This is a genomic window from Dokdonella sp., assembly GCF_036518555.1.
In the GTDB taxonomy this organism is placed as follows: domain Bacteria; phylum Pseudomonadota; class Gammaproteobacteria; order Xanthomonadales; family Rhodanobacteraceae; genus Dokdonella_A.
Genome location: NZ_DATDMY010000144.1, coordinates 1 through 6984, shown reverse-complemented (window position 1 = coordinate 6984; position 6984 = coordinate 1). Strand labels below are relative to the sequence as shown.

General features: G+C 69.0%; 8 protein-coding genes. 5 read left to right on the top strand and 3 right to left on the bottom strand.

Features of this window, described 5'->3' with window-relative positions:
- The coding region (locus tag VI238_RS08865) for a uracil phosphoribosyltransferase (RefSeq protein WP_331650535.1) at positions 1-148 on the top strand (148 nt) is incomplete at its 5' end.
- Between the two features lie 149 nt (positions 149-297).
- Here the strand turns inward: VI238_RS08865 and VI238_RS08860 are convergent.
- Genes VI238_RS08860 through VI238_RS08850 form a run of 3 tightly spaced genes read right to left on the bottom strand, consistent with a single transcriptional unit; the run spans position 298 to position 2663 of the window.
- Positions 298-720 (bottom strand): DNA polymerase III subunit chi, encoded by a 423-nt coding sequence (locus VI238_RS08860; RefSeq protein WP_331650533.1) that lies wholly within the window; start codon positions 718-720, stop codon positions 298-300.
- 3 nt (positions 721-723) lie between these two features.
- Positions 724-1173: a hypothetical protein gene (locus VI238_RS08855; RefSeq protein WP_331650531.1), complete on the bottom strand. Its 450-nt coding sequence runs from the start codon at positions 1171-1173 to the stop codon at positions 724-726.
- The gene (locus tag VI238_RS08850; protein WP_331650529.1) at positions 1170-2663 is read right to left on the bottom strand and encodes a leucyl aminopeptidase; all 1494 of its coding nucleotides are present in this window, start codon (positions 2661-2663) and stop codon (positions 1170-1172) included. Before VI238_RS08850 ends, VI238_RS08855 begins: the two co-directional genes overlap by 4 nt.
- A 153-nt stretch (positions 2664-2816) precedes the next feature.
- Here VI238_RS08850 and lptF point away from each other — a divergent pair, with 153 nt between their 5' ends.
- The 4 genes from lptF to VI238_RS08830 form a co-directional block, all read left to right on the top strand.
- A complete protein-coding gene (lptF, locus tag VI238_RS08845; protein WP_331650527.1) occupies positions 2817-3968 on the top strand; it encodes an LPS export ABC transporter permease LptF in 1152 nt (383 codons plus the stop codon).
- Positions 3965-5059, top strand: coding sequence for an LPS export ABC transporter permease LptG (gene lptG, locus VI238_RS08840; protein WP_331650525.1), 1095 nt, complete (start codon positions 3965-3967; stop codon positions 5057-5059). Before lptF ends, lptG begins: the two co-directional genes overlap by 4 nt.
- Before the next feature lie 60 nt (positions 5060-5119).
- A complete protein-coding gene (locus VI238_RS08835) occupies positions 5120-6247 on the top strand; it encodes an acyltransferase (RefSeq protein ID WP_331650523.1) in 1128 nt (375 codons plus the stop codon).
- Positions 6248-6349: 102 nt separating this feature from the next.
- Positions 6350-6984 (top strand): ATPase, T2SS/T4P/T4SS family (locus VI238_RS08830; RefSeq protein ID WP_331650521.1); only part of this gene is annotated, 635 nt, incomplete at its 3' end.

Here is a 6984-nt window from a genome sequence, read left to right as displayed (position 1 = left end):
CTGTCCCGAGGGGATCGCCAACCTGCGCGCCCGCCATCCGGACGTGCCCGTCTTCACCGCCGCGATCGACGAGCGCCTCAACGAGCACGGCTACATCGTGCCCGGCCTCGGGGATGCGGGCGACCGCTATTTCGGCACGCGCCCCTGAAGCAGGGCGGCGGAGCCGAAAAGTTTGAAACACGAAGCACACCGAGCACACGACGAACAGAACAATCAAGTCTCTTTTGCTCTACCTTCGTGTGCTCGGTGTGCTTCGTGTTTCAGGCTTGAGCTTCCTTCGCGCACCCGACGGAGCGGTCACATGTCGTGCTTGGCGACGTCGAAGCCGGCGGCCTTGTAGGTCTTCCAGCGCTCGCGCGAGCCGGCGCGTTCGCCTTCGTCGGCGGGAACGACTTCGAGCACGCGATCGAACAGGCCCGGCGCGCAGGTGTCGCGCAGGTTGATCACGAGCGCACGGTCGGGCGTGTCCACGCCCGGCGGCACGATCAGCGCCGCCGTGATCGCGTCGTCATCGTCGCCGGCGATCTGGTGCGGGATGAACGCGTTCTCGTCGAACGCCCACAACAGCTCGTCGAGCGCTTCGGCCTGGTCCTGCGAACGGGCGAGGATGAGCAGCGGCTGCTGGGCCATGAACGCCTTCTTCGCGAGCTCGCACACGAGCAACAGTGGCTCGGCGCGGAAGCGCGGCTTGTCGATGAGGTAGAAGTCGGCGCGCGGCATGGGTCAGATCCCGGGCGCGCGCGGCAGCGGTGCGCCGCCGAGCATGAGCGCGATCATCGCGCCGGCGGTCATCGCGAGCAGCGCGGCGAAGTACAGGCCGAACCAGGCGAGGATCGCGGTGCCGCGCTGCCCTTGCGGCCGCGTCTTGTACAGGTAGTACGGGATGAACACCGACTTGAACAGCACGATGCCGACGTTGAGCCACCACGGTCGGCGGATCTCGAGCTGGCGCGCATCGAGCGCGAGCCAGGCGAAGCAGAAGCCGAGCGCGACGAGTTCGAACAGCAGGTTGATGCCCTGCGCCTGCATCGTCTCCATCGTCTGCTGCAAGGTGTCCGGATGCATCATGCCGGGGAACAGCACCAGCATGATGCCGCCGAGCACGACGTGCGTGCCGAGCGCGGCGGCGATGACCTGCGTCTTGCGCTGCTGCAGCGCGCCGGCGTCGCTCATTGCGCGCAGCGGTCGATGAGGTACTGCACGAGCAGCGGCACCGGGCGGCCGGTCGCGAGGCCCTTGCGACCCTCGTCCCACGCGGTGCCGGCGATGTCGAGGTGGGCCCAGCGGCGGCCGTTGGTGAAGCGTGCGAGGAAGCAGCCCGCGGTGATCGCCCCCGCGTTCTTGCCGCCGATGTTGGCGACGTCGGCGAAGCCGGATTCGAGCTGGCCCTGGTAGTCGTCCCACAGCGGCAGGCGCCAGGCGCGGTCGTGCGTCTGCGTGCCGGCGGCGAGCAGCTGCTCGGCGAGATCGTCGTCCTTGGTCATGAGGCCGGACGCATGCTTGCCGAGCGCGATCACGCACGCGCCGGTGAGGGTCGCCGCATCGATGATGACCTCGGGATCGAATTTCTGCGCGTAGGTGAGCGCGTCGCAGAGGATCAGGCGACCTTCGGCATCGGTATTGAGCACTTCGATCGTGAGCCCGGACATGCTGGTCAGGATGTCGCTCGGACGGTACGCATTGCCGTCCGGCATGTTCTCGACCGCGGGTACGATGCAGACGAGGTTGAGCGGCAGTTTGAGCTCCACCGCGGCGAGGAATGCGCCGAGCACGCCGGCCGCGCCGCCCATGTCGAACTTCATCTCCTCCATGCCCGCGCCGGGCTTGAGCGAGAGGCCGCCCGAATCGAACGTGATGCCCTTGCCGACGAGGGCATAGGGACGACTCTGGTCTCCCTTGCCCTGCCACTGCAGCACCACGAGCTTGGGCGGGTTGGACGACCCCTGCGCGACGCCGAGCAGCGAACCCATGCCGAGCTTGGCCATGTCCTCGCGCTCGAGCACTTCGAGCGTGACGCCCGCGTGGGTTTCGGCGATCTGCTTCGCCTGGGCGGCGACGTAGGATGGATTGCAGATGTTCGGCGGCAGGTTGCCGAGTTCCCTGGCGAAGCGAACGCCCGCCGCGATCGCGCCTGCTTCGGCCAGAGCGCGCCCGGCCGACGCGGAGGACGCGAGGAAGTCGATCGCCTGCAGCTGCGGCGTCTTCGGGGCGTCCTTCGGCTTGAATGTCGCGGTGTAGCGGTAGGCGTGCGCGTCCGCCGCGAGCGCCGCGGTGCGCACCTTCCAGGCGTCGTCGCGGCCGGCGACATCGAGGCTGGTCAGGGTCGAGTACGCGGACGCGACCGGCAGCGCCTTGAGCGCCCGACCGGCTTCGTTGACTGCCCGGTGGTAGGCCGCCGCGTCGAATTTCTTCGCATCGCCGAGTCCGACCACGAGCACGCGCTCGGCGGCGATCCCCGGCAGGCCGAACAGCACGATCGACGTACCGGCCTTGCCGCTCGCGTCGCCGCTGTCGACGAGGCGGCCGAGTGCGCCGCCCGATTTGGCGTCGATGCCCTGCGCGGCGACGCCGAACACGCGCCCTTCGTGGATGCCGACCACGAGGCACGGGGTCGTCGCGCCTTCGGGGGCGTCGCTGCGGATGCTGAACTTGAGGGTGGTCATCGCGTGGATTCCGCCAATGCTGTGGGTGTTCCGGGTGCGCGCCCGGTTACACTGTGCGTCCTCGTCGGACTACAGGGCCGCACCGGCCGGACCGAGTGACGATGCAGCCGGGCGCCACGGTGCGACCGGCCTGCGCCGCCATTGCCAGCGCGCATGAAGCTTTCCATTCTAAGGCAAAACAACCCGTTCGCCCTGCGCATCGTCGACCGCTACCTGCTGCGCGAGCTCGCGGTCGGCTTCCTTGCCGCCACGGCGATCCTGCTGCTGGTCATGGTCGGCGGCGCGGTCGCCGACCTGCTCGCGAAGATCGCCAAGGGGCGCATTCCGGCCGAACTGCTGTTCACGCTGGTCGGCCTGCGCGCGCTCGGCACGCTCACGATCCTCATGCCGCTCGCCGTGCTTCTCGGCGTACTCGGCGCGTACGGGCGCCTCTGGCGCGACAGCGAGATGGCCGTACTGCAGTCGTCGGGCCTCGACGCAGGCGGCCTGTTGCGGCCGCTCATGCTGTTCGTGCTGCCGGTCATGGCCGCGCTCGCCGCGATTTCGTTCTGGCTCGCGCCGGCCGCGGACCGCCTCTCGCAGCGGCTGCTCACCGAAGCGAGCCGCTCGCTGATCGTCGCGGGGCTCGAGCCGGGCCGTTTCGTCGAGTTGCCGGGGCGTGACGGCGTCATCTACGTCGGTGAGATGTCGGCCGACGGCACCCAGTTCAAGCGCATGTTCATCGAGAGCGAGCGACCCGACGACGCCGCCGGCAAGACGCGCATCGACGTGATCACGGCGACGCACGGCTACCTTTACCACGACGCCGACGGCGAAGGCCGCTACATCGCGCTGCAGGACGGCTTCCGGGTCGAAGGCAGGCTCGGCGAGGACGACTTCCGCCTCATGCGATTCGCGCGCAACGACATCAAGTTGCCCGACAGCGTCAACGACGACGACGAGGCCGCGCGGAAGCGCGCCGCGCCGACGACGACGCTGCTGGAAGGCCGCGACGACCCGCTCGCGCTGTCCGAGCTGCACTGGCGCCTCGCGGCGCCGCTGTCGGCGCTCGTGCTCGGCCTGCTCGCGTTGCCGATGTCGCGCACGAGTCCGCGCGAGCCGCGCTACGCGCGCATGCTGCTCGCCCTGCTCGCCTGGCTCGTCTACTACAACGGCCTGCTACTCGGCCGCGCATGGATAGGGCAGGGCAAGCTCGCCGCCGGCTTCGGCCTCTGGTGGGTCTACCTGCCGGCGCTCGCGGTCGCGGCCTGGCTGATCTGGAACGGCGAACGCCTGCAGGCGCCGCGCCGGGCGCGTCGCGCATGATCCGCCTGCCCGTGTTCAAGCGAGTCGACCGGCTCGTCGCGGCAGCCGTACTCGGCGCGGTCGCGGTCGCCTGGGTCGTGATCGTCGGGCTCGATGCATTCCGCATCTTCATCGGCGAGCTCAACGACGTCGGCCAGGGCCAGTACACGCTCGCGCGTGCGGTCGCCTACGTGCTGCTGACGGTGCCGCGGCGCTGCTACGAGATGTTCGGCTACGCCGCGCTGATCGGCAGCCTGCTCGGCCTCGGCGGCCTCGCCGGCAGCGGGGAACTCACCGCATTGCGCGCGGCCGGAATGTCGAAACTGCGGATCTGCGCATCGGTCGCGCTCGCGCTCGGCCTGCTCACGATCGGCGTGGTCGTGCTCGGCGAGACGATCGGCCCGTACGGCGAGCGCAAGGCGCAGGCGCTGCAGCTCGCCGCCAAGTCGAAGGACGTCGCGCTGGCGAAGGGCGTGCTCTGGGCGCGCGACGGCGAGACGGTGATCGGGGCGCGCCATGGCCGCACGCACGGCGCTGCCGGCGAGGTCGACCTCGACGGCGTACGCGTGTTCGAATTCGATCCGGACGGTCGCCTGCGCGCACTGTCGATCGCCGGGCATGCGATCCACGTCGAGGGACGCTGGACCCTCGAGGCCGTGCGCCGGACCGTGTTCGGCGACGGTTCCGCAGCGACCACTCAGGAGGCGTCCAAGGCGTGGGACTCCCGCCTCGACCCCGGCCTGCTCGCGAGCAGCATCGTCAAGGCGCAGTACATGAACCTGCGCGACCTCGGCCAGAACATCGCCGCGCTCGACCGCAACCGGCAGGATGCCTCGACGTTCCGCGAAGCATACTGGGCGCGGCTGTTCTACCCGTTCGATCTGCTCGTGCTGGTGTTCTGCGCGGTGCCGTTCGCGTTCGGCGCGTTGCGCAGCGGCGGGCTGTCCAAGCGCCTGTTCCTCGGCATCGTGCTCGCGCTGGCGTTCTACCTGCTGCAGCGAGCGATCGTCAGCATCGGCTCGTTGTACGGCTTCCACCCGGCACTGGCGAACCTGTTGCCGCCGCTGATTCTCGTCGCGCTCGCGGTCGCGTATTTCCGGCGTCACGCCTGAGCGCGCGCACGCGGCGAGCGGCTATAGTCCGCCGCAATCGAGGCAGTTAGGCGAGGCGCGATGCGCAGCCCGAACATCCGGTATTTTCCGGCGGTGGACCACCTGCGCGCCTACGCGGCGCTGCTCATCGTCTTCTACCACGGCCTGCACCTGTTTTCGTACGACGCGCGCTTCCACCGCGAGTTCGGCGTCGACGACTGGTTGCAGCCGGCCAACCCGCTCGTCGCCGCGCTCGCCGAGGGACATACCGCCGTCTCGCTGTTCATGGTGCTGTCCGGCTTCATCCTCACCTACGGCTCGCTCGATCGCGCGATCGATGCCTGGGGCTTCATTCGCAACCGCCTCCTGCGCACCTATCCGCTGTTCCTGTTGCTCGTGTTCGCCGGCATTTCCGCGTTCCCGGACCGGTTCTCGCCCGGCGCGTTCGCGCAGACGGTGTTCGGGCTCGGCAATCTCGCCGGTGCGCTCGACGCGCCGCCGTTCACGAGCATGTTGTGGACGATCGCGATCGAATGGCAGTACTACCTGCTGTTCCCGCTGCTGCTGCCGGTGTTGAAGACCGGGTGGCTGCGCCAGCTCGCGGGCATGCTCGCGGTGCTGCTGGTGGTGCGCACGGGCGCGGTGTTGCTCGGCGCCAACGCGCGCGACCTCGGTTATCTCACCATCCTCGGGCGGCTCGACCAGTTCCTCGTCGGCATGTGCGCGGCCTGGTTGTTCCGCAACCGGCCGCTGTCGCGCCGGGCCGGCGCCGCGCTCGCAGCCGCGGCGTTGGCGGCGATGCTGGTGGCGCTCGCGGCGTTCAACGCGGTGGGCGGCTGGCCGGTGGCACCCGCATGGAAGATCGCCTGGCCGACCGTCGAAGCGGTGCTGTGGGCGGCGTTCGTGGTCGGCTACGTCGACGCGGCGAATGCGGCGACCGGGCTCTGGTCGCGCCTGCTCGCGCGCATCGGCGAGGTCTCGTACTCGATCTACCTCGTTCATTTCGTCGTGATCTGGTCGCTGCTGCACTCGGGCCTGCGCTTCGCCCCGAGCGGGCACGCGGTGGCGGACGCGCTGCTCGCGACCCTGCTGCTCGCCCTGCCGCTGACCCTCGCGATCGCCAGCCTGACCTACCGGTACGTCGAACGGCCGTTCCTGCGCCTGCGCGGCCGCTACCACCGCGAGGCCGCCGACGCAGCGGCGGGCTGACGCGCGTCGGCGACGCGGAAATGTGCACCGTTCGCCGTGGCGCCCGCCTCGCGCGGTGTAAGATGACCGCGCGCCGGCCGTAGTCCGGCTCGGGGAAAGGCCATGAGCAGCAGCGTCGATTTCACCTCGTACCTGAAGTTGATGACGCACAAGAAGGCGTCGGATCTCTTCATTACCGCCGGCGTCGCGCCGTCGATGAAGGTCAACGGCCGCATCACGCCGATCACGCAGAACGCGCTCACGCCGCAGCAGTCGCGCGACATGGTCCTCAACGTGATGACGCCGTCGCAGCGCGAGGAATTCGAGAAGACGCACGAGTGCCAGTTCGCGATCTCGGTGACCGGCGTGGGTCGCTTCCGCGTGTCGTGCTTCTACCAGCGCAACTGCGTCGGCATGGTGCTGCGTCGCATCGAGACGAAGATCCCGACGGTCGAGGAACTGAGCCTGCCGCCGGTCATCAAGTCGCTCGCGATGACCAAGCGCGGCATCATCATCTTCGTCGGCGCCACCGGCACGGGCAAATCCACCTCGCTCGCCGCGATGATCGGCTACCGCAACCAGAACTCGACCGGCCACATCATCACGATCGAGGATCCGATCGAATACGTGCACAAGCACGAAGGCTGCATCGTCACGCAGCGCGAACTCGGCATCGACACCGACAGCTGGGAGAACGCGCTCAAGAACACGCTGCGCCAGGCGCCCGACGTCATCATGATCGGCGAGGTGCGCACGCG

Coding starts and splice junctions, on each gene's coding strand:
- VI238_RS08860 (WP_331650533.1), bottom strand. CDS start 720: ATGCCGCGCGCCGACTTCTACCTCATCGACAAGCCGCGCTTCCGCGCC.
- VI238_RS08855 (WP_331650531.1), bottom strand. CDS start 1,173: ATGAGCGACGCCGGCGCGCTGCAGCAGCGCAAGACGCAGGTCATCGCC.
- VI238_RS08850 (WP_331650529.1), bottom strand. CDS start 2,663: ATGACCACCCTCAAGTTCAGCATCCGCAGCGACGCCCCCGAAGGCGCG.
- lptF (WP_331650527.1), top strand. CDS start 2,817: ATGAAGCTTTCCATTCTAAGGCAAAACAACCCGTTCGCCCTGCGCATC.
- lptG (WP_331650525.1), top strand. CDS start 3,965: ATGATCCGCCTGCCCGTGTTCAAGCGAGTCGACCGGCTCGTCGCGGCA.
- VI238_RS08835 (WP_331650523.1), top strand. CDS start 5,120: ATGCGCAGCCCGAACATCCGGTATTTTCCGGCGGTGGACCACCTGCGC.